The organism is Bulleidia sp. zg-1006 (assembly GCF_016812035.1).
In the GTDB taxonomy this organism is placed as follows: domain Bacteria; phylum Bacillota_I; class Bacilli_A; order Erysipelotrichales; family Erysipelotrichaceae; genus Bulleidia.
In genome coordinates this window covers 1,054,068-1,075,654 of the sequence record NZ_CP069178.1, presented here as the reverse complement: position 1 = coordinate 1,075,654, position 21,587 = coordinate 1,054,068, and the positions used below count along the sequence as shown (strand labels likewise).

The following is a 21,587-nucleotide window of genomic DNA, read 5'->3' as shown; positions in this document are numbered from 1 at the left end:
AAAGAAAATGATATTTTGGATGATCGTACTAGCTGTGTTGTTGTATTTTCTATATACCTTTTTCATTTCCTTAGGAAAGGCTTTTAGAGTTTATCCAAAGACAGAAATATATCACCATTTTGCTCTTTTAATTCCGGCTCGGAATGAAGAAGTGGTGATTGGTCCCCTGATTGAATCACTTCAAAAACAGAATTATCCAAAGGAGGCTTATGATATTTATGTCTTGGTCAATAATAGCCAAGACCGTACTGAAGAGATTGCTTTAAGTAAAGGGGCGAAGAGGATTAGTATGGATCGCCCGGTGCATTCTAAAGCGGATGTATTAAAAGTGGCTTTTGAAAAATTAGATACCAATCAAGAGATAGAAGCTTATATTATTTTTGATGCAGACAATTTAGTTGATGCTCATTTTTTAGAGAATATGAACCGCGCTTATGGACAAGGTTACCGACTATACCAAGGTAGAAGAACAGGTAAAAATGTTCAGGATAATTGGTTAACCTCTTGTTATGAAGTGTTTTATATTTTACAAAATATGGTGTTTAATCATGCTCACGTGCAAGAAGGACATAGTGCTTCTTTAAATGGTACAGCTTGGATGATGGAAAAATCTTTCTTAAAAGACTATGGTTTTTCGGCTGAATTATTGACCGAAGATATTGAATTAAGCACGATAGCTCTACTACATGGTGAAAAGATTGGTTATGTGCATGAAGCTTTTGTTTATGATGAATATCCGGCTAAGCTAAAAACCGCTTGGATTCAATTAAAACGTTGGGTGTTTGGGCAATTACAATGTATGCGAAAATATACTTGGCAATTATTAAAAGAAACGGTGATTCATCGTTCTTTAAGCTGCTTGGATATGGTGGTGATATTGGTTTTCCCATTAATCGTGGTTTTATTTTTTGCGATAGTAATTGGAATGTATTTTTTACAAGCCGGCTTTGCCCGGTGGTTAGGGAAATCCATTCTTTGGATTTTGTTAGTAGCCTATGGCTTGATGCTGATAGTATGGTCTTTTGCGATTCGAAAGAATGGCTCAAAGCTGGTAGAACTTTGGAAAGGAATGGTTTTTTTCCCCGGGTTTATCTTTTTGTTTATATTACTGATTGTCTTGAATTTATTCCGTAAAAAGATTGAATGGCAAGCAGTTGTTCATGATCGGAAGCTTAGAATTGAGGATATGAAATGATGGAATTTTTAATGAAATGTTGGGGAATGTTTGTGGCACCAAGAGGAACTTATGAGGCTGCCGGTATGTTTTCTTGGGGGCATTGGCTGTTACTTGCAATGACAATTATTGGTGTTACCATAGCATTAAAGAAAACTTTACAGTTACCTTATAAGCAAATTGAAAACATCATTCATAATTTAATTGTTTTATTGACTATTTTAGAAATTATAAAAATATACTTTAACTTCCGTATTGGCAATGCGGCTATTTTAACGGCTTGGGTACCAATGTACTATTGCACCATTTGTATCTATGCCGGCTGGTTGATGATATATGGTCAAGGCACATGGAAATATTGTGGAGAAGTGTTTTTAGCGACAGGTAGTTTGGTTGGTGGAAGTTGTTTCTTGTTGTATCCAAGTTCTTCTTTATTACTCTATCCAGCTTTGCATTTCTTATGTGTACATAGTTTTTTCTATCATGGTTGCATGGTTTATATTGGTATATTGATGAATCGAAGCGGCTATTTTAAAATTCAGAAACAAGACTTTGATTTATATGCTCTTTATGTGTCTGCCTTTTGTGTGGTGAGTTGGATTTTGAATATCTTTTTAGATACGAACTTTATGTTTATTTCTATTCCTTTTGAAGGAACTTTCTTAGAAACATTATTTAATGTATTAGGATCTTCTTATACATTATTGTTGATTATTGTGCAAGTAACAGCACCATTTTGGCTTGTCCGATGGATCCAAAAGAAAACAAGTTTATTATCAAGACCGGCTTGGTATCCGGACATTTCATTAAGACTAGAAGAAGAAAAGAAGGTGGTTCCAATCAACTTACCAAAACATATTGGTTAATAGGAGGATGGTATGGTAGGAAAATATCAGGTTGTCACATTGTGTGGAAGTACTCGTTTCGAAGATGAATTTATGCAAGTACAAAAGAATCTTACTTTAGCTGGTAAGATTGTGATTGGTGTTGGCTTATTTGGTCATTCTGGTGATAATGAGGTTTGGGAAAAGATGGATGAGGGTACTTTGACGAAAACCAAAGAAATGTTAGATGATATGCATAAAAGAAAAATTGATATGGCGGATGAAATCTTTGTGATTAATAAAAATGGTTATATCGGCGATAGTACAAAATCAGAGATTGCTTACGCTAAGAAAATGGGTAAAAAGATTTCTTATTTAGAAGAAGCTAAGTAGGTATACACTAAAAAACAATGTCTTTTGAGGACATTGTTTTTATATTAAACATGGATTTCATTTGCTTGTTTCAAAGCAAACTTAGCCGCTAATGGTCCAATTAGTTCATAGACTAAAGTGGCGGAAAGAATAATAGTTTGAATTTCCTTACCAATTTCTCCCGGCATATCTTTGATGACTAAAGTAGCTAAACCAATGGCTACTCCAGCTTGAGGCATAAGGGCAAAGCCAATGTAGTTTTTAATGACAGATGGTTGTTTTGATAAACCAGAACCAAGATAAGATCCCAACCACTTTCCACCAAAACGAAGTACGATGTAAAGAACGCCTAAAACACCAACTTTTGGTAAAGCGGCTAAATCTAATTCAGCTCCCGATAAAACAAAGAAAAGAATGAAAAGAGGGTAAGTCCAATCATTGATGGACAGCAATACTTTTTGAGCATCTTTTCGAGTATTCACATAAGCAGAACCCAAAGCCATGCAGACCAATAAATCGCTTAAGCCAAGGTATTTCGCTAAAGCACAAGCCATTAGTACAAAACTAACACATAGGGACATTCGGTTCATAACCACTTGGAAATAGCGATGTAAGAATGATAGACAAATGCCTAAAACAATTCCTAGGACTAAAGAACCAAGTACCTTTGCGATTGGTAATAAAATGGTACTTATAAAAGAGAAACTTTGGTGGTTAACCATGCCAACGGCAATGGAAATAGAAATAGAATAAGCGATTAAACCAATTGCGTCATCCGCCGCCACAACGGGTAGTAACATTCTTGTTAAAGGACCATCTGCTTTGTATTGGCGAATAATCATCAAAGTGGCGGCGGGGGCTGTTGAAGCGGCCAGTGCGCCAAGGATAAGACATTCCGCTGGTGGAAAGCCTAATAATAAAGTGATTGTATCCACAATAAGAACTGCCCCTAAGGCTTCAAAAAGAGTGATTATTAAAGCCGGTTTTCCAATCGCCTTTAAAGCTTTCAATTCAAATTCATCACCAATGGAAAAAGCGATAAATCCCAAAGCCACTTCGGGAATGACTCCTAAAGACGATAAGATATCATGGTTGATAAATTGTAAAAGATGAGGGCCAATCAATACGCCAATAAGAATATACGCTGTTACATTTGGTAATTGAGCTTTTTTAGTGAGTAGGGTTAATAGTAATCCGGTTAAAATGGCTAAACCAAGATGAAAGGTAATACTCATCAATCGCTTACCCCTTCCCATCTAGTGACAGGTACACAGAATAGAACCCCACTATTTGGTAATTTTAAGTCACCGGAAATTTGATGAATGATTTCAATTCCTTTTTGGATTTGTTCATCTTTGAGAACAACCATAATGAGCTTGTTTTGAGGGCGTTCCGGATTTAGGAATTGACGTAAGCCGCCGAACATAGATAGTTCACTTACGGCATTGGAATTGTTTAAATTCGCTAACATCCCTTCACAGTCCAAGACACTAGCACCATGGAAGCCGGCTTCCATCATTTTCGCCAAAATGGGAGAAATACTTTCTTCGTGATTTGTAATATGAACAAGTAATTGCATAAATAGATAAATATCCCTTTCCTTCTATTATTATAAGATTAGTTAGGGTATGTTCAAGAAAAGTTCGGATTTAATCTGATCTATCTCAGGAAATAACATTTGAATATTATCGCATTTATAATCACATAATAATTGAGCAATAATTCAACTATAAAGGCAGATAACACTTGCGTGAATATTCATTCAAATGAACAATCAAAGCATTGAAAAGCCTTATTTTATCGTTATTTTTAATAGATTTTATCTTTTTGAATAATAAGGCTTGACGAGTGAAACATAGATGAGTATATTTGTGATATTGAATTCATTTCATTCAACTATTAGATTAGGGAAAGAGAGGAAAAAATGAACCATCCGATTAAAAAACTATTGGCTGTTTTCTTGGTTTCAACTTTGGGATTGGCTGGATGTTCGAGAAAAGCAACGACACGTGAAGCAAAACAAAAGAAGAAAGTCATTTATACGACCTTTTATCCAGTGCGGGATTTAACGAAGCGTATCGTTGGCGATAAGATGGAAGTCCATCAAATTATCAGAGGGGATCAAGAGCCTCATGATTATGAACTTCAAACCAAGGATATGGCTGAAATTTCAAAGGCTGATTTGATTGTTTATAATGGGGCAGGGATGGAATCCTTTATGGATAGTCTTAAAAAAACGGTAAAAGAAGATAAGAAGTTTCTTGATTTATCGAATGGCTTAACGCTTCTTGAAGCAAAAGCGAACCATGACCATGATAAGAAAGAAGAGCATAAGAAGGAACATAAAGAAGAACATCATGTGAATCCACATACTTGGTTAAGTATAAAAAATGCGATGGTTGAATTACGAAGCATTTATGAAAAAGTATCACAACTAGATTCAGAAAATAAAGATTTTTATAAGAAAAACTTAGAGAAGTCTTTAGCTGAATTTAAGAAATTAGATGAAAAATTTAAGACAGAATTAGCGAAATTACCGGCTAATTCGGAGAAATATTTTGTGGTATCTCATTCTGCCTTTAACTACTTAGCAAGGGATTATGGTTTAAAACAAGTTGCGGTTGCGGGTATTTCTCCGGAGGAAGAACCAACAGCGAAACAGTTAAAAACATTGGCAGATTTTGTGAAGAGTCATAAAATCAAAGTGATTTTCTTTGAAGGTAAGGCAACGCCAAAAGTAGCGGAAACCTTAGCAAAAGAAACGGGTGTTCGTACCGATGTTCTTTATACCTTAGAAAGTGTAACAAGCGAAGAAGAGAAACTAGGGTATCTTGGATTGATGGAAAAGAACTTAGAAAATTTGGTGAAATCATTTCATGAATAAAATTCTTCAGCTATCCAATGTAGGCTATACCTATGACAACAAAGAATGGATTTTGCGCCATTTAAATAGTGGCATAAATGAAGGTGAGTTCGTTGCGATGGTTGGAGAAAATGGGGCTGGAAAGAGCACTTTGCTCAATCTAATCCTAGGCAATCTAAAAGCCCAAGAGGGTGAAATTCGCTTATTTGGGGATTTGGTGCAAGAGAAGAATCACTATGAAGATATCGCTTATATCTCGCAAAATTCCGTCATGAATTATCGCCATTTTCCAACAACTGTTAGCGAAGTGGTTAAAGTTCATTTGCGTTATTTAAAAAAAGGAAAAGATGATTCATCCTATTTGAAGCTGGTTAACTTAGAAGAACAGGGCAATAAGACATTAAGTGAATTATCCGGCGGTCAGCTTCAAAGAGTAGCTATTTTGTTGGCGTTGATTAAGAACGCAAAATTCATCCTTCTGGATGAACCAACCACAGGGGTAGACCAAGTCTTTTCGGAAGAACTCTATCAAATGCTTGAACAATTGAGGAAAGAAGGCAGAACCATTTTAATGGTTACGCATCATCTTCAGGATGTGCAAAGTCATGTTGATCGAGTTTTAAAAATTGTGAATGGACAATGTGAGGAGGTTCAGTATGCTTAATTTGTTAAGCTATGAATTCATGCAAAGAGCCTTCCTTGTGGGAACTTTATTAGCGATTATCTTACCTTGTATAGGCTTACCAATTCTATTAAAGCGTCTATCCATGATGGGTGATACCTTGGCACATTCTTCTTTAGCGGGTGTTGCGATTGGTTTGTGCTTAGGAATTAATCCTTTATTAGGAGCTATTGTTGCCTGTGTGATAGCTGGTCTTAGCATCGAGTTTATTCAACAAAAATTAAAGTCTTATCAAGAAATATCAACGGTGATTATTCTGGCCGCCGCAATTGGCTTAGCCGGTATCTTCTCCGGTTTTACAGGAAATAGTAATTCCATTAATTCCTATTTGTTTGGGTCAATCGTAACCATTTCGGATGATGAGTTTTATTTGGTTATAGGAATATCAATACTGGTGATTGTCCTTTATCGATGGATATACGATCAATTGTATTTAAGCGTCTTTGACGCAAAGGCGGCTCCAATTTTAGGAGTCAATGCAAAGTTTGTGAATTTTGTATTCACCTTCTTAAGTGCAATTGCGATTTCTATTTCTGCGAAAACCATTGGCTCTTTGATTGTGTCCTCCTTGTTGGTTATACCGGTCATCTGTGCGATGCAATTTGCACGCACTTATAAGGCGACCTTATTCTTATCCATTGGTTTATCATTTTTGTTTGTTTACTTAGGATTGTTGGTTTCTTATTATGCCAATTTGAAACCGGGATCCGTGATTGTGTTAATCGCGGTGGCTTTCTTAATCATCGCAATGTTTATTAAAAGAAAGTAAAAAAGGAAGAAACATGAATTCTATTGTTAAAAAATCAAGTATGGCTATTTTGACTATTCTTTCTTTAAGTGCGTGTACTTTAACGCAAAAGCCGGTTTCTAAAACAGAGCCTGAAAAGAAAGAAGTTGTGGAAACAAAAGTCACAACCTATGAAAAAGATACGACGACAACGGTCTTAGTGGATGACACAAACATCCAAAAATCCAACATTACCAAAGTTGTAAAACATGGGGATCATTGGCATGTTTATACCAAAGATGGTAAAGAACATATTACTTACACGAATCCATCTCATTTAAAGGATGCTAATCATTTGGATTTAATTCCAGTTATCACGTTAAAGCAGTTAAAAACAAAGAAAGTGGTGTCTATCAAGGTTCATGGTAATCATTGGCATGTGTATACAGCGGATGGTAAAGAATATTTAACTTACCAAAATCCATCTTCACTATTTAAGAAAATTAAGATTGCTAAGTATGAAGGTTCTCATCATCCTAAAAAACCAAGTCATTCTATTCAAAATTTAGATTCTAAACCATCGGTGTATAAGATTCTAAAACATGGCGATCACTATCATATTTACACAACAGATGGTGGAGAATTCATCACCCACCAAGATCCTCGTCCCTTTTATCCAAACGCTAAATATGGTGAATACAAGGGAAATCATGCGGACCATCCTACCAATAAGCCAAAAAACCCAAAGGCGCTTTTACCAAAGCCAAGTGTTCCTAATCAAGATAAAGAAATGGGACCAATTGTCGGTGTTTTGCGTTTATCGGATTTAAAGGGTAAAAATATCACAAAGATTGTTGACCATGGTGACCATTTTCATGTGTATGAAAATGGCAAAGAAATTGGTATCACAAAGGAAAATCCAAAGGCTATGTTCCCTAAGGCAGAATATATTCCGAATGAAACCAAACCCGAGAAACAACCGGAAATTCAAGATAAAGATAAATTCACTTATGAGGATGTGAAAGAAAGGTTTGATAAAAAGGTAGAAAAAGTTCTATCTAAGAACCTACAAAAAATGACGCATTATGGAATGGTTACAGATGGCTTGGCTGTCTTTGGTATTCAAACACCAGATAAAAATGGTAAGTATTTCTACTGGTTACATGATTCCCATTATCATGCGATTAGTATCAATGACATCATTGCTATGGAAAAGCAAGGTTATTTTAATGGTGTTACAGCGAAAGAAGTGGTTGCGTTTTTGAAGTATAAAGTTAACCATGGTTATGAAATCAAAGATAAAATTGATACCGAAGAAGAAATGGAAGCTAAGGCAAAGTTTATTGCTGATTACTATAAGGTACCAGTTAGAAGAGTACGATGGTTTCTAGGTAATTATGTGATTATCGTCAATGGGGATGAGTTGGTAAGAATTTCAGCTTCTGATTTAAGTTATGAAGACGGCGTTGTAAAAGCACTAACTGTTTTACCCAAAATGAAAGAATTATCAAAATAAGGAACTAACAAAATTGAGCTAGAAACAGCTCTTTTTTCATATAATAATAACAAGAGGTAGACTATGAAAATGCATTTATACGGAAACTTACAAGAACAAAAACCTATTTTGTATCTATTTATGGAAACAAAAGAGCGATTGGCTTTTGAAGAAATGTACGCCAACACAAACTTTGTTGCACAAATTCATTTGGTGATGATAGATGAATTTGATTGGAACGGGGATTTAAGCCCTTGGCCAAGTGAAAAGCTGTTTAAAAAGGCAGATGATTTCAAAGGTCATGCGTCTAATTTCTTAGAAGCCTTTGAAAAGGAACGATTGGATATTGAAAAAGGAATTTCTTTTTCACAACGTTGGATTGGCGGGTATTCCTTAGCCGGTTTATTTGCTTTATATAGTTCGATACAATCAACCAGCTTTCAAGCTGTTTTATCAGTATCAGCATCGCTTTGGTACGATAACTTTGTGTCTTATTTGAAACAAAATACTGTTTATGCCAAAAAGGTTTATTTTAGTTTAGGCAATAAAGAAGCACAATCTAAGAATAATCGGATGGCTAAAGTTGAAATATGTACGAAAGAAATTTATGGTGTTTTAAAACAAAGAGGAATTGAAACTACATTTGAATGGAATGAAGGTGGGCATTTTCAAGATCCGGAGGCAAGAATTCTAAAGGGTATTCAATGGCTGTTGAAAAAGAAAAATTAGGAAAGATGGATTAAAAATGAAAAATGTAAAAAATTAAAAGTTCATGAAAGAATGAAATAAAAACAAATTTAAAAGGCTCAAAATACTGCTTTTTTGAATTATTTTATTCTTTAAAGTAAAAGGAAAAGTGAAAAAAATTTAAAATTTCAAACAATAAAAGAAAAAAAGATGGGAATTTGATGGGATTTTGAAATTTTTTTACTTGAATTTAAGGATGGAGGAGCTAATATAAATATATAAAGTGAAATCGTTCACATAATTAGGAGGTAGATTCGTATGTCTGAAAAAGCTGTTCAAAAAGAAACAGTTGGTTCATTTATTCTTAAAATCTTAAATGGGACAACTATTGCGATTGTAGTGGCTTTAATTCCAAATGCGATTTTAGCAACATTTCTAAAGCCATTTGCGTCAAATCCATTGGTTGCGGATTGGCTACATATTGTAACCGTATTCCAATTCTTTACACCAATTATGGCTGGTTTCTTGATTGGTATGCAATTTAAGATGAATGCTATTCAGTCCGCTACATTAGGTGGAACGACCTACATTGCTTCGGGAGCTTGGAAGTATGTGACGGCTATGGTGGCCGGTAAGGAAGTTGGTTTGTTCCAATTGGCCGGTATTGGTGATGTTATTAATACCATGTTGATAGCGGCTTTGGCTGTTTTGGTGATTAAAGCCGTTAGTCCAAAGCTAGGTTCATTGAACTTAGTTCTCTTACCAATTATTGTTGGTTTTGGTGTAGGTTGGATTGGAACACTTACATTACCTTATGTTTCCATGATTACAACCTTAATTGGTAAAGGTATTAATTCCTTTACCACTCTACAACCAATCTTAATGAGTATTCTTATTTCAATTTCATTCTCTATCATTATCATTTCGCCAATCTCGACTGTTGCAATTGGTTTAGCCATTGGTTTAAATGGTATGTCCTCAGCGGCGGCCGGTATGGGCGTTGCTAGTGCGGCGGCTTTGTTGGTGTGGGCAACCTTAAAAGTAAATAAACCTGGCGTTCCTACAGCCATTGCTTTAGGTGGTATGAAGATGATGATGCCTAATTTCCTAACCAATCCAATTATGGCTTTGCCGGTTGCGACAACGGCGGCGATTAGTTCCTTAACAGTTCCTCTTTTAGGAATGGTTGGTACACCTAGTTCAGCAGGATTCGGTTTTGTTGGATTAGTTTCACCATTAGCGGCTTTAAACGCCGGTTCAGTGAATGTGTGGATGATGTTAGTGGCTTGGATTGTGGTTCCTTTCGCAGTTGGCTATATCGTTGACAAAGTGTTAGGGGATATGCTACATCTGTATAAGAAAGAAATATTCGTGTTTAAAGGTTAATCAATTATAGAAAGAAGGATAAAAAATGTTAACATATATTGCCGGTTCAGGTGCGATGGGATGTCGCTTTGGTTATCAATTATTTAAAGCAGGTAAAGAAGTTATTTTATTAGATAAGTGGGAAGATCATATTAAAGCCATTCAAGAAAATGGTTTAAAGATTGTTGGTGATCAAGAAGATTGTGTTCGTATTCCAATTATGAAACCGGAGGAAGCGACACAAAAAGCTGATTTCATCATCTTATTCACAAAAGCAATGCAGCTGGAAAATATGCTACAAAGCTTAAAAGGAATTATCACGGATAAAACAAAGGTTCTATGCTTACTAAATGGTTTAGGACATGAGGATGTGATTAAAAAGTATATCCCGGAAAAAGATATTTTGATGGGTGTTACGGTTTGGACAGCTGGTCTAAAGGGACCGGGAACGGCTTTATTAACCTCCACCGGTTCGGTTAACTTACAATCCATTGATCCAAAGGGAGAAGCAGAAGCGAAAGCTTTTGTGGACTTAATGAATGAAGCCGGTTTGAAGGTTACTTATGATAAAGATGTGGTTCCATCTATTTGGCGTAAAGCTTGTGTTAATGGAACGATGAACTCCACTTGTGCTTTGTTAGATTGTACCATTGGTGAATTCTTTGCAAGTGAAGAAGCACTAAGGGTTGTCAATACAATCATTCATGAATTTGTAGCAGTTGGCGAAGCGACCGGTGTTGAACTGGATGAACAGGCGATTAAGGATTATGTGATGCATACATCCGTTGTGGCGGCCGGTCACTATCCATCTATGCATCAAGATTTAGTTCAAAATCATCGTCTAACGGAAATTGATTACATCAATGGAGCAGTAGCGAAGAAAGGTGATGCCTTAGGTATTCCAACCCCTTATTGCCATATGATTACAGATTTAGTTCATGCTAAGGAACATGTTTTAAAGATTAAATAGAGGCTGATTTTTCAGCCTTTTTCTTTTGTAAGAAGTTAGTCTTTTCTAACATGGCTTGTCAGTTGTACAATCAAATTACGAGGAGGATTTATTCATGCCGGTGACAGTTGATAAAGATACTTGTATTGGTTGTGGAGCTTGTGTTGACACTTGCCCCGTAGGAGCTTTAAGCTTAGATGAAGATGGAAAATCCGAATGCGATGAAAACACCTGTATTTCTTGTTTCTCATGCATTCCCGTTTGCCCAGTCGAAGCAATTTCCGAAAAAGACTAATCAACAACATGAGAAGAGCCAATGCCCGGGCTCTTTTTCATTTCTCTAAGACGATAGAAACAATTGAAAGAAAGCCGGAAGAAAGTTATCATAATTCAGTAAACATCGCTATTTTTTGGTGTGCTGATAGGAGAAAGAAATGAAGAAAATAGATGTTAAAATCCCAAATAAGAGCTATTCTATTTATCTGGAAGATGGATTGCTTGCTCATTTAAATACCTATCTAAATACACAAAAAAGGTACATCATCATTAGCGATACAGGTGTTCCAAAGAAATGGAAAGATTTGATATTAGACCAATTATCAAATACCGCTCTAATTGAATTTGAACAAGGAGAAAAACATAAATCCTTAGAAACATATTCTTTTCTTTTAAAGAAACTTGTGTCCTTAAAGGTAACACGCAAGGATATGATATTGGCTTTAGGGGGCGGGGTTGTTGGTGATTTAGCCGGTTTTGTAGCGAGTACTTATCGACGTGGAATTGCCTATATTCAAATACCCACAACCACTTTATCCATGGTGGATTCTTCGATTGGTGGAAAAACAGCGATTGATTTAGAAGGCTATAAAAATATAGTGGGAACATTCTATCAACCGGAGTTGGTTCTTATCGATCCTTTGGTTTTAAAGACATTACCGGTAAGACAAGTTTATAATGGCTTAATAGAGGCTTTAAAAGCCGGTTTGATTGCGGATTCCAGTTTATTTCAACTCTTTGAACAAGATGAATGGGTGATGGAAGATATTATCGAAAAAAGTCTATTTGTTAAAAAGAAAATTGTCGAGAAAGATGAAAAAGAACTTGGATTAAGAATGATTTTAAATTTCGGACATACATGGGGACACGCTTATGAAGCTTATGCGAAAGGAAAATTATTGCATGGCGAAGCGGTTGGTCTGGGTATGCTGGAAATGTTAGAAGAACCATTAAAAACAAGGCTTCAACGTGTTTTAAAGAAAATGAATTGTCCGATTCACTATGAAGTCAATCGTGAAAAACTCTTACCTTATATGGAACAAGATAAAAAAGTCAATTCTGCCGGCATTTCCATTGTTTTGGTTAAACAACTAGGAGAAGCCACAATTCAAACCATTTCATTTTCGGAATTAGAAAGGATGGTCGTATGTCCAACCATATCGGTGAAATAATTCGTCTAACGGTTTTCGGGGAAAGTCATGGAACTAAGCTGGGTGGTGTTTTAGAAGGTATTCCAGCAGGTATTTTATTACCGCTTGACTACATTCAAGACAAATTAAAGTTAAGAAAGGCGAAGAGCTCTATCTCAACGGCTCGTCAAGAAGAAGATCGACCTGTCTTTTTATCAGGTATTCATCATGGTTATACCGAGGGAACGGCGATTTCGTTTGTGCTGGAAAATAAGAATGCACAATCCAAGGATTATGAATTAAATAAACCAAGACCATCGCACGCCGACTATGTGGCCTATGAAAAGTATTTTGGTTATATGAATATGGCGGGTGGAAATATGTTTAGTGGTCGTTTAACCGCTATTTTTGTCGTTGCCGGAGCGCTTTGTCAGAAATTATTGGAAGATAAGGGAATTTATATTGGCAGTCATATTGAACAACTATATAATCTTCAAGATCGACCATTTCAGGTGTATAAGGAAGATATTCAAGTGTTAAGTCAATTGGATTTTCCGGTTTTAGATAGCTCTATTGCAAAAACTATGCAAGAATTGATTTTAGAAACAAAAGAAGAAAAGAATTCTCTTGGGGGTATTTTAGAGACGGTTGTCATTGGTCTACCACTTGGCTTAGGGAATCCGTTGTTTGATGGTTTAGAAAGTGAATTATCGAAGTCTTTATTTTCTATCCCGGCTATTAAAGGAATTTCATTTGGCTTAGGTTTTGATTTTACAAAATACAAAGGTTCAGAAATCAACGATGCTTTGTACTATGATAATGGTGCTGTTAAAACAAAGACCAACCACAATGGCGGTATCAATGGTGGTATTTCAAATGGAATGCCATTGATCTTCCATACCGTTGTAAAACCAACATCATCGATTGGCTTATCGCAAGATACGATTGATTTAGCAAACAAAAAGAACACAAGGCTTGCCATCCGAGGAAGACACGATCCGGCCATCATTCATCGGGCAAGAGTGGTCGTTGACGCTATGACTGCTTTTGTGATTTTAAACGCCTATATGAAACGAGAACAGGAATGTCTATGGCACGATTAGGTTTAATAGGTCATCCCTTACATCACTCCATGTCTTCTTTTATCCATCATTTTTTCTTAAATAAAGAGTATCAATTATGGGATATTTCCGAACAAGAGTTGGCTTCTTTTATCCAAGAAGAAGATAGTTTGAATGTGACTATACCGTATAAAGAAAAAGTTCTATCTCTTTTAAAAAGTTTAAGTAAAGAAGCGAAAGAAATAGGGGCTGTGAATACCATTCATCATTGTATTGGCTATAATACCGATGCTTTGGCTTTTGCGGATTGTTTAAAAGTCCATGGTTTTAAGGCAAAGAAGAAAAGGGTTTTAGTTTTAGGAACAGGTGGCGTTTCTAAGGCAATTCGTTATGTATTAAAAAAAGAAGGAGCTGTGGTTCAACCGGTTTCTCGAAGCAAAAAAGACAACGCGATTGCTTATGAAGAAATTAAGGATATGGATTACCAAGCCATTGTGAACTGTACACCAGTGGGCATGTTTCCAAGATTAAATGAAAGCTTAACTAAGTATTTGGATTTTTCAAAAGTTGAATGGTTGGTGGATGTTATCGCTAATCCATTGCGTACGAAGTTATTGCAAGAAGCTCCTTGCCCCTCCATGAGTGGTTTAGAAATGTTGGTTCGTCAAGCTGCTAAGGCGGATGAAATCTTTTTTGGTGTGGACATAAATGAAAAACAAATTCAATCTTGTTTAAAGGCACTTTGTTTTGAACAAAGGAATATTGTTTTCATTGGTATGGCAACTTCCGGCAAAAGCACCATCGCAAAAGCCTTTAATAAAGAGGCTTTGGATATGGATGCTATCATTGAAAAAAGAGAAGGTCTTTCCATAAATTGTCTTTTTCAAGAAAAAGGAGAAGTTTATTTTCGGGAAAAAGAATTAGAAGTAGCGAAAGAATTAGCGTTATCCAATCACCAAGTCATTGCGACAGGTGGGGGAATTGTTTTGAATGAAGAAGCGATGACTTACTTAAGAGCCAATGGTATTCTTATTTGGGTGAAACGGGATGTGGATAAAATGATTTTAGATAATCATCGTCCACTTTATCCATCAAAGAAAAAACTATATCAAATTTATGCGGAAAGAAAAGAATTGTATGCGAAATATGCGGATATAGAATTAGATAATAATTCATCCATAGCGGAAACCATCTTTCGCTTGAAGGAGAAAATGAAATGATTATAACGATGAAAAAAGAAATGCCAAGAGAAGAAATGGGAAAAATGCGAGCGCATTTTGAAAGCCTTGGTTTACAGGTGCATGAAATACCGGCCGATGAATTCTATATCTTTGGTTTGACAGGTGATACAGCTTCCTTAGATGAAAGTTCCATTAAAGCAAGTCCTTGGGTAGAAGTGGTGCGTCGTATTTCAGTCCCTTATAAATTGGCTAACCGTGCTTTTCATCCGGAAGATTCTCTTGTTCAAGTGGCTGATTTCAAGATTGGTGGTCAAGAAAAGATTGTTTTAATGGCGGGTCCTTGTTCTGTGGAAAGTGAAGAACAAATTATTCGTATTGGTACAGCGGTGAAAGAGTGTGGTGCTTCGGTTTTAAGAGGTGGCGCATACAAACCTAGAACATCGCCTTATTCCTTTCAGGGTTTGGGCTATGAAGGTATCTTAGCCATGAAAAAAGCGAAAGAAAAAACAGGATTGCCTATTATTTCAGAATTAATGTCGAGTGATAAATTAGAGGAATTTGTTGAAAATGTGGACATCATTCAAATTGGCGCACGAAATATGCAAAACTATGATTTATTGAAAGCGGTTGGTCGCACGAAGAAACCAATTTTATTAAAAAGAGCTTTGTCAGCCACGATTGAAGAGTGGATTATGTCAGCCGAATATATTCTTTCATCCGGTAATCCAAATGTGATTTTGTGTGAACGAGGTATTCGTGGTTTTGAAAAGTATACGCGAAACACCATGGATTTAGCGGTGGTTCCTATTATTAAACAAAGAACGCATTTACCAATTGTGATTGACCCATCGCATGCGACAGGGGATTGGAAATTAATTGAAGCGGTATCGTTGGCATCCATTGCGGCAGGGGCGGATGGCTTGTTGATAGAAGCTCATGATAATCCAGAGAAAGCGTGGTCTGATGGAGCGCAATCCTTAAAACCGGAAAAGTTAAAAGAGTTGATTCCAAAAGCAAAATTGGTTGCGAAGGCGATAGGGCGTGAATTATGACTTCCGTTTGTATTGAACATTTTAATGGGCAAGAAATAAGTTTAAAGGTACCGACTTCTAAGTCTTATGGTCACCGTGCTTTAATAGCGGCTTCTTTAGCCAAAGGGATTTCCAGCATTCAAAATCTTTCGGATAATCAAGATATTCAGGCAACTATGGCTTGTTTAAGAGGCTTGGGTGTTTCTTTTCGACAAGATGGAACTCAAACCTTTGTGCAATCTAATTTTCATCTACAAGATAAATTAGTACTAGATTGTCATGAAAGTGCTTCAACACTTCGTTTCTTAATTCCTTTGGCATTGACAGGTAATTCACCAATTGAATTCACCGGTACGAAACGACTTTTAGAAAGAGGACAAATGGTTTATGAAAAACTGGCGAAAGAAAAAGACTTTCTCTTCCAAAAAGAAGCTTATTCAATTCTAGTAAAAGGACCCATTCAAGCGGGTCATTATGTGGTGGATGGTGGTATTTCTTCACAATTCATCACCGGTCTTTTATTTGCGTTACCGTTATTAGATGGAAATTCCAGCTTAGAGATAAAAGGAAAGTTGGTTTCAAAAGATTACGTTGAAATGACTTTAGATATGCTTCGCTTAGCGAAAATTAAGGTTGAGAAACAAGGAAATTGTTATTTCATAGAAGGTAATCAAAACTATCAAGCCTTTGATTATGGAGTTGAAGGGGATTATAGTTCCGCCGCTTTTCTATTTGCGCTAGCCTTTTTACAGAATAAAGATATTCATATTGAAAATTTAAATAGCCATTCCAAGCAAGCCGATTTTAAAATAATCGAATTTTTAAAACAGCTTGAAACAAGGCAAGCTTCCTTTTTCGATGTAGAAGATTGTCCGGATCTTGCGCCTATCTTAATGGCGGTTGCTTCACAATTAGAGGGTAGAAGTCACTTTAAGAATATTCACCGCTTACGTATGAAAGAAAGCGATCGTGTTCAAGCCATGAAAGAGGAACTAGAGAAGCTTGGGATTGAAATGGAAGTCTATGCAAATGATGCTTTTATTACCGGGGGAAGGTTAAAACCAAATCAAGTGTTATATGGTCATCAGGATCATCGCATTGTGATGGCTTTGTCGGTATTGGCTACTTTAACTAACCATACTATGATTCAAGGTAGCGAAGCCGTGCAAAAAAGTTATCCGCAATTCTTTAATGATTTAAAGAAACTGGGCGTTAGAGTGGAGGAAAAAGAATGAAAACCATTTGGATTATCAATGGACCAAATTTAAATATGTTGGGTATTCGTGAAAAAGAAATCTATGGAAGAAAAAGCCTGAAGGATTTAGAGAAACAATTATTAAAAGATAATCCAAAGGTTCAATTGGAGTTTTTTCAGTCCAATCATGAAGGTCAAATCATTGATTGGCTTCAAGAAGCTTATTTTAAAAAAGTGGATGGTATTGTTATTAATCCGGCCGGTTATACCCATAGCTCGATTGCGTTAGCCGATGCCATCAAAGCCATTTCACCGCTTCCCGTTATCGAGGTCCATCTTTCTAAAGTAGATGAAAGAGAAGAATTCCGAAAAATTTCATACATCAAACCTTATTGTTTAAAACAAATTCAAGGAGAAGGATTTCAGAGTTATCAATTAGCGATAGATGATTTATTGAAATATATAGAATAAATCTTGTGGACTGTCATTAAATAGAAGTTCAAATTAGATGAGATGGGAATAGGCTTTAGAAATGAAAGTCAGTTTATTTGTCGACGCAAAGAATCTAGTTCCAGATATTATGATATAAGTGATACATCATTAAGTAAAAGTAGATTTAATCTTTTAAATAAGCGGTTTAAACCTTATCTTCAACGATGCTTCATATTGCTTGAATTCTTACATATTGAAAAACACCTTAGGCTATTATAAGCATGAATATATTGATTAACAAAAATAGGATACGATATAATGTCTTTGTAAGATTGTAATAAATTTAGGAGGATATTATGTTTAAGAAAAAGTCTATTTTAATACTATCTGCACTGTTATTATTAACTGCTTGTTCAACACCTGCTAAAAAGGCAACAGAAGCGCCTAAGCAACCAGTTGCAACTCAAGAAAAGAAAGACGGCGTTAAATTACCTGCTCAGGGAATGATGGCTGTTGCTTGGTATCAAACTTCTGCTGAAGCCAAGGCACTTTATACTCAAGGATATAATGCTGCTATTAAATCATTAGAAGAAAAAATCAAAAATAATAAATCAAACAAAAAATTAGCAGTTGTTCTTGACTTAGACGAAACTGTATTGGATAACTCACCAATTCAAGCACATTATGCCGTTAATGGCAAAGCATATCCGAAAGGATGGCACGAATGGGTTATGTATGGAAAAGCTGATGTTGTTTATGGCGCAAAAGAATTTTTAGATTTTGCTAACAAAAACGGTGTTGGAATTTTCTATGTAACAGATAGGAATGCTGAAACCGAATTTGAAGCTACTAAGAAAAATCTTATAGAAAAGAAACTTCCTTTACAATCCGATGCAAATCTAATGTTAAAAGCTAAGGGAGAAAAAGGGAAAGACGCTAGAAGAAAGAAAGTTGAAGAAACACACAAAATTGTTATGTTAGTTGGGGATAACTTACACGACTTCGCGACTCCAAAAGATGGCTCTCTACAAGGAAGAGATAATTTCGTTAAAGAAAATGCTAAAGAATGGGGAGATAAATTCATCATGTTACCAAACCCAATGTATGGAAGCTGGGAAGGAACATTATACAACAACGACTTCAAAAAATCAGACGAAGAGAAAGACAAACTTAGAAAATCAGCTTTAAAAATATTTAATATAGAAAAAAAGACAGTTGAAGAATATAAATAAAAAAATAAATATTACAATTTTACAAAAATAAAAACACTCCGTTGTAAAATGAAGTGTAACAAAAAAAGACATGCTCATCGGATATACTAAGTCGCAAAATAAGTATAGAAAGAGATGAGTATGCCTGCTGTTTATTTTACCACAAAACACTCTTATCATCACCTTTCCAAAGCAGGAGGTTCGGGTAAAATGAAGTTTTGACAATCCTAGACTGTTATATAAAGTTTTTCAATTTATGTCTTGCAAAGAAAAGAAATATTCGGTAATATATTAAAGCAACTTAAATAAGTAACGGTTCCTTAGCCAAGTGGTAAGGCAGCTGACTGCAACTCAGCGAGCGCCGGTCCGACTCCGGCAGGAACCTCTTGGGGAAGTGGCGGAATGGTAGACGCACAGGACTTAAAATCCTGTGTTGGAGACAGCGTGTGGGTTCGAGTCCCATCTTCCCCATCACGAGAAGTCAGGTAAAAACCCTGGCTTTTTTCATGTAAAAAAGGACTTGAGTTGATATAATAAAAAAGCATGAAGGAGGTAGATAAGATGGATGAATTCATGGAAGAAATGAGTGTCAGACAACTTAGAGAGATGATTGATCATTCAGAAGCTGCTTCCCTTTCGGAATATATACATGAAATCAATGCGGTGGATATTGCTCATTGTGCTAAAGAGTTAGAAGATGAAGAAATATGGAAGCTTCTTTCACTTCTAAATGTGCAAGATATTGCGCTTATTCTGGAACAATCCGATGAAGAATTGGGGATGCGTATTATTGATAATATTCCTTTAGAGGATGTGATGGATGTTTTGAGTTACATGCAAAAGGACGATATTGTTGACTTGATTGGTGAAATGCCTATTGGAAAAAGAAAGAATTTTATCAATAAGATGCACAAAGGAGATCGAAGCATCATCTCGCGTTTGTTGGAATATCCAGAAGATTCGGCGGGTGGTATTATGACCACTGCTTATATTGCTTTGAAAAGTGATTTACCGGTCGCAGAAGGTTTGCATAAAATTCGTGAAATTGCCCCAAAAACAGAAGTGATTGAAACCATTTATGTCGTTAATTCTCGTGGTCAACTAATAGGAACAGCTGATTTACGTAATTTCTTAACAGCACCAAAAGAGGATTTGATTTCCAGTTTTGCAAAAGGAAATGTGATTTCTGTTCCACCGGAAATGGACCAAGAAGAAGTAGCTCGTTTGGTTTCTAAATATGACTTAAATGCGATTCCTGTGGTGAATAAACATAATGTGATTTTAGGCATTATTACCGTCGATGATGTCATTGATGTCATGATTGAAGAGTATAACGAAGACATCTTGGAATTAGGGGGTGTATCAAAGGAAGAAAGTTTAGATACAACCTTATGGGAATCGGTTCGCTTACGCTTACCATGGTTATTGATTAATTTAGCGACAGCCTTTTTAGCTTCTATGACAGTTAAGATGTTTGAGAATACGATTGCTCAAGTCGTTGCCCTTAGTTCCATTATGACGATTGTGACAGGAATGGGAGGCAATTCCGGCAGTCAGACACAATCCATTATGGTTAGAGCCATTGCTACGGAAGAGATTAGCTTTAAGAAACACTTCCAATCTTTTAATAAAGAAATACTTCTTGGTATCATCAATGGTGCTATCAATGGCTTGGTTACCGGTATTGCGGTATGGATAATTTATCACAATTTCTATTTAGCATTGATTATCTTTATCGCAATGATTGGTAATTTAATTGTTGGTGGGGTATTTGGTTTTGCGGTTCCGGTATTATTAAAAAAACTGGGAGCTGATCCGGCGGTTGCTTCCAGTATCTTTTTGACGACGGCTACGGATGTATTGGGTTTCTTTATATTCTTATCCCTAGCGAAGTTATTCTTGCCATGGTTGGTGTAGAATATGACGAATGGTTTGGGTGTCATAGATATAAAATTTGATTTTTTCTTCCTCTAATGTTTCATCAATCCGACTGTAATACAGTTGGATTTTTTTGTATAAAGACTGATAGGATTCACTCATTTGAAAATCTTGTCCTGTGTATAAGGAATAAAAATACCAGAAGCTAAGTGTCCACATGACTTCATAGCAACTTTCTTCAATCCAAAAATCGCCTTTCTCTAAAGGGAGATCAACTTGTTCCAATAATTTTTCGATTAGAAATAAACCGTCCTGTGGAGATTGCCAAATATCCGTGTACACATAATTAAACGAATTTAGATATTCTTCATTAAAATAATCAAAAGCATCACCTAACATAAAATGAACTTTTTTTGTTTGTGGGAATTGTGGGTAAAGAAAGCGCTGAAACATCGAAAGAACAGCTTCACTTTTTTCAATTACGGTAATTTCTTTAACCTTTGGATTATCCAAAGCAAACCATAGGAAATAGCCAATTCCCAAACCGAAGGTAAGTACTTTTCCATGAGCCTTTTGAGCAGGGCGATAATTAGTATTGTATTCACTTGGAGCATCCATCATCCAATCCTTATCGTCTTGATAGAGATAAAGAGTTTCAAAGTGTTGATCCATGGCTCTTAATTTCATCCAATCGTTTAATTCCCGTTGCGGATCTTTTTGAATTTCATCACTATTGAATAATTCAAAACCGGCTGTCTTTTCTTTCTTGAAAGAGAAATGTTCATCTTTAACATAATCTAAGTGAATCTGCTGGTGATAGGGATTATTTTCCCATTCTTTTGTGGATAGAAAAAGAGAGGGCCATTCTTTCTTAGGACCTTGAAATTCCGCAAAGTTAGCTTCTTGGAGTAATTTCTGAACCTTTCTTTCGCCAGCTTTGGTTACATGATAAGCCAAAAAATCAGCTTTATAGTCTTGTTGGATATGGGCTAGACAACGATTAAAAAAGGCATCTAATGTTTTAGAAACTTGGATATTCATTTCTACTATTATA

22 protein-coding genes and 2 tRNA genes are annotated in these 21,587 nt (G+C 36.0%); 21 read left to right on the top strand and 3 right to left on the bottom strand.

Annotation, left to right across the window (positions count from 1 at the left end; all coding sequences use genetic code 11):
• Positions 1-7: 7 nt before the first annotated feature.
• Genes JOS54_RS05415 through JOS54_RS05405 form a run of 3 tightly spaced genes read left to right on the top strand, consistent with a single transcriptional unit; the run spans position 8 to position 2,391 of the window.
• A complete protein-coding gene (locus JOS54_RS05415; protein ID WP_203244604.1) occupies positions 8-1,195 on the top strand; it encodes a glycosyltransferase family 2 protein in 1,188 nt (395 codons plus the stop codon).
• Positions 1,192-2,040, top strand: coding sequence for a YwaF family protein (locus JOS54_RS05410; protein WP_203244603.1), 849 nt, complete (start codon positions 1,192-1,194; stop codon positions 2,038-2,040). The genes JOS54_RS05415 and JOS54_RS05410 overlap by 4 nt, the downstream gene beginning before the upstream one ends.
• Positions 2,041-2,052: 12 nt before the next feature.
• On the top strand, positions 2,053-2,391 hold the full coding sequence (locus JOS54_RS05405; protein WP_203244602.1) for a hypothetical protein: 339 nt from the start codon (positions 2,053-2,055) through the stop codon (positions 2,389-2,391).
• 44 nt (positions 2,392-2,435) lie between these two features.
• On the opposite strand, the gene JOS54_RS05400 is transcribed toward JOS54_RS05405, so the two are convergent.
• Together JOS54_RS05400 and JOS54_RS05395 are read right to left on the bottom strand one after the other, a co-directional pair.
• Positions 2,436-3,605: a cation:proton antiporter gene (locus tag JOS54_RS05400; RefSeq protein ID WP_203244601.1), complete on the bottom strand. Its 1,170-nt coding sequence runs from the start codon at positions 3,603-3,605 to the stop codon at positions 2,436-2,438.
• Entirely contained in the window at positions 3,605-3,949 is a 345-nt protein-coding gene (locus JOS54_RS05395; RefSeq protein WP_203244600.1) for a hypothetical protein, read from the bottom strand. Before JOS54_RS05395 ends, JOS54_RS05400 begins: the two co-directional genes overlap by 1 nt.
• 345 nt (positions 3,950-4,294) lie before the next feature.
• Here JOS54_RS05395 and JOS54_RS05390 point away from each other — a divergent pair, with 345 nt between their 5' ends.
• From JOS54_RS05390 to mgtE, 18 genes are all read left to right on the top strand, one after another.
• Complete coding sequence (locus tag JOS54_RS05390) at positions 4,295-5,254, top strand: metal ABC transporter substrate-binding protein (RefSeq protein ID WP_203244599.1); 960 nt, start codon at positions 4,295-4,297, stop codon at positions 5,252-5,254.
• Complete coding sequence (locus JOS54_RS05385) at positions 5,247-5,897, top strand: metal ABC transporter ATP-binding protein (RefSeq protein ID WP_203244598.1); 651 nt, start codon at positions 5,247-5,249, stop codon at positions 5,895-5,897. The genes JOS54_RS05390 and JOS54_RS05385 overlap by 8 nt, the downstream gene beginning before the upstream one ends.
• Complete coding sequence (locus JOS54_RS05380; RefSeq protein WP_203244597.1) at positions 5,890-6,684, top strand: metal ABC transporter permease; 795 nt, start codon at positions 5,890-5,892, stop codon at positions 6,682-6,684. Before JOS54_RS05385 ends, JOS54_RS05380 begins: the two co-directional genes overlap by 8 nt.
• 13 nt (positions 6,685-6,697) lie before the next feature.
• The gene (locus JOS54_RS05375) at positions 6,698-8,158 is read left to right on the top strand and encodes a hypothetical protein (protein WP_203244596.1); all 1,461 of its coding nucleotides are present in this window, start codon (positions 6,698-6,700) and stop codon (positions 8,156-8,158) included.
• A 63-nt stretch (positions 8,159-8,221) separates the two neighbouring features.
• Positions 8,222-8,866, top strand: a complete 645-nt coding sequence (locus JOS54_RS05370; RefSeq protein WP_203244595.1) for a hypothetical protein — start codon at positions 8,222-8,224, stop codon at positions 8,864-8,866.
• Between the two features lie 276 nt (positions 8,867-9,142).
• Positions 9,143-10,210, top strand: a complete 1,068-nt coding sequence (locus tag JOS54_RS05365; protein ID WP_203244594.1) for a PTS sugar transporter subunit IIC — start codon at positions 9,143-9,145, stop codon at positions 10,208-10,210.
• 25 nt (positions 10,211-10,235) lie between these two features.
• Positions 10,236-11,159, top strand: a complete 924-nt coding sequence (locus tag JOS54_RS05360; RefSeq protein WP_203244593.1) for a 2-dehydropantoate 2-reductase — start codon at positions 10,236-10,238, stop codon at positions 11,157-11,159.
• 94 nt (positions 11,160-11,253) lie between these two features.
• Complete coding sequence (locus JOS54_RS05355) at positions 11,254-11,433, top strand: 4Fe-4S binding protein (RefSeq protein WP_203244592.1); 180 nt, start codon at positions 11,254-11,256, stop codon at positions 11,431-11,433.
• Between the two features lie 139 nt (positions 11,434-11,572).
• Positions 11,573-12,586 carry a 3-dehydroquinate synthase gene (gene aroB, locus JOS54_RS05350; RefSeq protein ID WP_203244591.1) on the top strand — a complete coding sequence of 338 codons (1,014 nt, stop codon included), beginning with the start codon at positions 11,573-11,575 and terminating at the stop codon, positions 12,584-12,586.
• Positions 12,562-13,647, top strand: coding sequence for a chorismate synthase (aroC, locus tag JOS54_RS05345; protein ID WP_203244590.1), 1,086 nt, complete (start codon positions 12,562-12,564; stop codon positions 13,645-13,647). Before aroB ends, aroC begins: the two co-directional genes overlap by 25 nt.
• Complete coding sequence (locus tag JOS54_RS05340; RefSeq protein WP_203244589.1) at positions 13,635-14,825, top strand: shikimate kinase; 1,191 nt, start codon at positions 13,635-13,637, stop codon at positions 14,823-14,825. The genes aroC and JOS54_RS05340 overlap by 13 nt, the downstream gene beginning before the upstream one ends.
• Positions 14,822-15,838 carry a 3-deoxy-7-phosphoheptulonate synthase gene (gene aroF, locus JOS54_RS05335; protein WP_203244588.1) on the top strand — a complete coding sequence of 339 codons (1,017 nt, stop codon included), beginning with the start codon at positions 14,822-14,824 and terminating at the stop codon, positions 15,836-15,838. Before JOS54_RS05340 ends, aroF begins: the two co-directional genes overlap by 4 nt.
• Positions 15,835-17,052 (top strand): 3-phosphoshikimate 1-carboxyvinyltransferase, encoded by a 1,218-nt coding sequence (gene aroA / locus JOS54_RS05330; protein ID WP_203244587.1) that lies wholly within the window; start codon positions 15,835-15,837, stop codon positions 17,050-17,052. Before aroF ends, aroA begins: the two co-directional genes overlap by 4 nt.
• Entirely contained in the window at positions 17,049-17,483 is a 435-nt protein-coding gene (gene aroQ, locus JOS54_RS05325) for a type II 3-dehydroquinate dehydratase (protein ID WP_203244586.1), read from the top strand. Before aroA ends, aroQ begins: the two co-directional genes overlap by 4 nt.
• 317 nt (positions 17,484-17,800) lie before the next feature.
• The gene (locus JOS54_RS05320) at positions 17,801-18,676 is read left to right on the top strand and encodes a 5'-nucleotidase, lipoprotein e(P4) family (protein WP_203244585.1); all 876 of its coding nucleotides are present in this window, start codon (positions 17,801-17,803) and stop codon (positions 18,674-18,676) included.
• A gap of 293 nt (positions 18,677-18,969) precedes the next feature.
• Positions 18,970-19,040: transfer RNA gene (locus tag JOS54_RS05315), tRNA-Cys, on the top strand.
• 3 nt (positions 19,041-19,043) lie between these two features.
• Positions 19,044-19,126: transfer RNA gene (locus JOS54_RS05310), tRNA-Leu, on the top strand.
• A gap of 90 nt (positions 19,127-19,216) precedes the next feature.
• A complete protein-coding gene (gene mgtE, locus JOS54_RS05305; protein ID WP_203244584.1) occupies positions 19,217-20,572 on the top strand; it encodes a magnesium transporter in 1,356 nt (451 codons plus the stop codon).
• On the opposite strand, the gene JOS54_RS05300 is transcribed toward mgtE, so the two are convergent.
• Complete coding sequence (locus tag JOS54_RS05300) at positions 20,549-21,574, bottom strand: hypothetical protein (RefSeq protein ID WP_203244583.1); 1,026 nt, start codon at positions 21,572-21,574, stop codon at positions 20,549-20,551. The genes mgtE and JOS54_RS05300 overlap by 24 nt on opposite strands.
• Between the last annotated feature and the right edge of the window lie 13 nt (positions 21,575-21,587).

Bases quoted from the DNA above. Each gene is read 5' to 3' on its own strand.
- JOS54_RS05415 (WP_203244604.1), top strand. From the start codon at position 8: ATGATATTTTGGATGATCGTACTAGCTGTGTTGTTGTATTTTCTATAT.
- JOS54_RS05410 (WP_203244603.1), top strand. From the start codon at position 1,192: ATGATGGAATTTTTAATGAAATGTTGGGGAATGTTTGTGGCACCAAGA.
- JOS54_RS05405 (WP_203244602.1), top strand. From the start codon at position 2,053: ATGGTAGGAAAATATCAGGTTGTCACATTGTGTGGAAGTACTCGTTTC.
- JOS54_RS05400 (WP_203244601.1), bottom strand. From the start codon at position 3,605: ATGAGTATTACCTTTCATCTTGGTTTAGCCATTTTAACCGGATTACTA.
- JOS54_RS05395 (WP_203244600.1), bottom strand. From the start codon at position 3,949: ATGCAATTACTTGTTCATATTACAAATCACGAAGAAAGTATTTCTCCC.
- JOS54_RS05390 (WP_203244599.1), top strand. From the start codon at position 4,295: ATGAACCATCCGATTAAAAAACTATTGGCTGTTTTCTTGGTTTCAACT.
- JOS54_RS05385 (WP_203244598.1), top strand. From the start codon at position 5,247: ATGAATAAAATTCTTCAGCTATCCAATGTAGGCTATACCTATGACAAC.
- JOS54_RS05380 (WP_203244597.1), top strand. From the start codon at position 5,890: ATGCTTAATTTGTTAAGCTATGAATTCATGCAAAGAGCCTTCCTTGTG.
- JOS54_RS05375 (WP_203244596.1), top strand. From the start codon at position 6,698: ATGAATTCTATTGTTAAAAAATCAAGTATGGCTATTTTGACTATTCTT.
- JOS54_RS05370 (WP_203244595.1), top strand. From the start codon at position 8,222: ATGAAAATGCATTTATACGGAAACTTACAAGAACAAAAACCTATTTTG.
- JOS54_RS05365 (WP_203244594.1), top strand. From the start codon at position 9,143: ATGTCTGAAAAAGCTGTTCAAAAAGAAACAGTTGGTTCATTTATTCTT.
- JOS54_RS05360 (WP_203244593.1), top strand. From the start codon at position 10,236: ATGTTAACATATATTGCCGGTTCAGGTGCGATGGGATGTCGCTTTGGT.
- JOS54_RS05355 (WP_203244592.1), top strand. From the start codon at position 11,254: ATGCCGGTGACAGTTGATAAAGATACTTGTATTGGTTGTGGAGCTTGT.
- aroB (WP_203244591.1), top strand. From the start codon at position 11,573: ATGAAGAAAATAGATGTTAAAATCCCAAATAAGAGCTATTCTATTTAT.
- aroC (WP_203244590.1), top strand. From the start codon at position 12,562: ATGTCCAACCATATCGGTGAAATAATTCGTCTAACGGTTTTCGGGGAA.
- JOS54_RS05340 (WP_203244589.1), top strand. From the start codon at position 13,635: ATGGCACGATTAGGTTTAATAGGTCATCCCTTACATCACTCCATGTCT.
- aroF (WP_203244588.1), top strand. From the start codon at position 14,822: ATGATTATAACGATGAAAAAAGAAATGCCAAGAGAAGAAATGGGAAAA.
- aroA (WP_203244587.1), top strand. From the start codon at position 15,835: ATGACTTCCGTTTGTATTGAACATTTTAATGGGCAAGAAATAAGTTTA.
- aroQ (WP_203244586.1), top strand. From the start codon at position 17,049: ATGAAAACCATTTGGATTATCAATGGACCAAATTTAAATATGTTGGGT.
- JOS54_RS05320 (WP_203244585.1), top strand. From the start codon at position 17,801: ATGTTTAAGAAAAAGTCTATTTTAATACTATCTGCACTGTTATTATTA.
- mgtE (WP_203244584.1), top strand. From the start codon at position 19,217: ATGGATGAATTCATGGAAGAAATGAGTGTCAGACAACTTAGAGAGATG.
- JOS54_RS05300 (WP_203244583.1), bottom strand. From the start codon at position 21,574: ATGAATATCCAAGTTTCTAAAACATTAGATGCCTTTTTTAATCGTTGT.